2 protein-coding genes and 2 tRNA genes (1 of these 4 only partly in view) are annotated in these 2,350 nt (G+C 41.2%); 1 reads left to right on the forward strand and 3 read right to left on the reverse strand.

Features of this window, described 5'->3' with window-relative positions; genetic code table 11:
* Positions 1 to 501: the 3' portion of a MerR family transcriptional regulator gene (locus AC1DOV_RS34540; protein WP_477513008.1), read on the forward strand. It extends 276 nt beyond the left edge of the window; only the last 501 of its 777 coding nucleotides appear in the window; the start codon falls outside the window, past its left edge; the stop codon is at positions 499 to 501.
* Between the two features lie 136 nt (positions 502 to 637).
* Here AC1DOV_RS34540 and AC1DOV_RS34545 read toward each other — a convergent pair whose 3' ends face one another.
* From AC1DOV_RS34545 to AC1DOV_RS34555, 3 genes are all read right to left on the reverse strand, one after another.
* Positions 638 to 1,912: an ATP-binding protein gene (locus AC1DOV_RS34545; protein WP_477552148.1), complete on the reverse strand. Its 1,275-nt coding sequence runs from the start codon at positions 1,910 to 1,912 to the stop codon at positions 638 to 640.
* Positions 1,913 to 2,166: 254 nt separating this feature from the next.
* Positions 2,167 to 2,246, reverse strand: a tRNA-Leu gene (locus AC1DOV_RS34550).
* A 19-nt stretch (positions 2,247 to 2,265) separates the two neighbouring features.
* Positions 2,266 to 2,341, reverse strand: a tRNA-Lys gene (locus tag AC1DOV_RS34555).
* Between the last annotated feature and the right edge of the window lie 9 nt (positions 2,342 to 2,350).

Below are 2,350 nucleotides of genomic sequence, written 5' to 3' on the forward strand. Positions count from 1 at the left end.
CAGCTAGATCAGCTTATCGCTAATGTCGACAAAACATTAGCTCAAAAAGAAGGGAGAATAATAATGGAGAATAAAGAGAAATTCGAAGGTTTTAAGCAGCAGCTCGTTAATGAGAATGAGAAGAGCTTTGGTAAAGAGATTAGAGAAAAGTACGGAAACGAGCAGGTGGATCTCTCTAACCAAATAATCAAAAACATGACTAAAGAACAGCACACTGAAATCGAAAAGTTAGGGGCCGAGGTCATAAGCGTGCTTGAGGAAGCTTTTGCAACTGGTGATCCCGCTGGTCAGTTAGCACAGAAAGCAGCCGATCTCCATCGACAATGGCTAAGTTTTTATTGGGGCAGCTATACCAAAGAAGCACATGCGGGTGTTGCTCAAATGTATGTAGATGATGAAAGGTTTACAGCCTATTATGATAAAAACCTGCCCGGTGCTGCTGTATTTCTAAGAGATGCCATTCTTATTTATACAAATATGGATACCTCGCTAAATCCATAAAGAAAGGTGTAGGAAGGCATTTGCCTAACTACACCTTCCTTGCTGTTAGTCGAATCTAACAACTCATTTCTTTATATAGAAACTTACTCTCCAACCTAGTCGAAAGCGATTTGCGGTTCCAATCGAAGCAGCTATCCTATTTCGTTGTAGGATATAACGGCACACTTAGTGCAAACTCACTTCCAACTCCCTTTGTACTTTTAAGCGCAAGTTTGCCGCCAAGTAGATTGGTAAGCTGTATGCAAATAGAAAGCCCTAATCCAGTTCCTTCATATTTCCGCTGAATCGTGCTGTCCTCTTGTGAAAATGTATCAAAGACTCGCTGCTGGTTGTCCTCATCTATCCCAATACCGGTGTCCTTTACAACAAATACAATGCAGTCAGTAAGCTTATCCTTGTATACGTGCAAAGCGACATCGCCCTTATCCGTAAACTTAATAGCATTGTTTAATAGATTGCGAATAATTTGGCTCAGCTTTTGCCCATCTGATACTAGCATTTGAGGAGCCTCTTCATCTATTAAAACTTCGAAGCTTAGCTGCTTCTTTTCAGCTAAATGGGCAAATTCATGGTATACCAGCTGCGTAACATCCTCGACGGACACTTCTCCCCAGTTGATATCCATTTTCCCTGCTTCCATCTTGGATAAGTCAAGGATGTCATTAATGATTCGCAGCAATTCGTTACTAGAGCTGTTTATCATATCTGCATACTCAAAATTCTCATTGTGTTCCTGGCTGGCCGTATTCTCACGAATGAGCTCTGAGAGGACAATGATACTATTAAGAGGTGTCCGAAGCTCATGAGACATATTAGAGAGGAAGTCCGACTTGTATTTGGATGACTTCATGATTTGTATCGCTTTGTCTTCAAGCTCCTTCGTTTGCTCCATTAGAAGCAAGTTATTGTCGCGCAGCTCGTCCGCTTGGAGCTGTTCCTTATAAAAATCATTAATAATAAATAAGAATAAGGCACCAAGCAAAATAGAAAGAGGCAGCGTAAAAGGCATAATCTGCTTCAAGTACAACTCACGAGACAGAGCGCCAAAGATCGCGATACCAGTTACCTGTACAATATTGATGGTGAGCAAAGAAATCGTTGCCTTCTTACGATAGCCCCATAACTGGCGTCGTTCGTAAAGCATGACGAGCCCCGCAGCGACGAGTCCCATAATAGCGATATTAATTGATCCCGTTAGTGAGCTTGGTGTTATTCCATTGACAAAAAATCTTGAAGCAGAGATACCAAGTCCAATAATAAAAACATGGCGCGGATCTCGGAACACTAATGTTGCAAAAATAATAGGTACGCCGCGCAAATCGAATAAGGGCCCCTTACCTAATTCTACACCAACCATCATCGTCAGCCAGCCGGATAAAATAAAAGTGACAATCAACAAACTATTTTTCACATTGGAGGAAGCTCGGTTTAGAAAATTCTTATATAGGAGGTTAAAAAGGTAAGCACAAGTGATGAGAATGCTTATATTTGTAAAAAAGGTGACGGAAAAATTCATATATGTCCTCCCTTAGCTGTTTTTATTGTACACGAGGCTAACTCCTTTGACAAAAAAATAGCTCAAAAACATCTCATTTGAGTATCATTTCCTACTTTTAAACAACAAAAAAAGCCTTGCTAAGCAAGACTTCATTTGTCGTACTATGATGCGCGTAGAGGGACTTGAACCCCCACGGTTGCCCGCTAGATCCTAAGTCTAGTGCGTCTGCCAATTCCGCCATACGCGCGCATCCGAGATAAAAAAAATGGTGAGTCATGTAGGATTCGAACCTACGACACCCTGATTAAAAGTCAGGTGCTCTACCAACTGAGCTAATGACTCATACTATGG

This window comes from Paenibacillus sp. 01T47, from assembly GCF_056398245.1.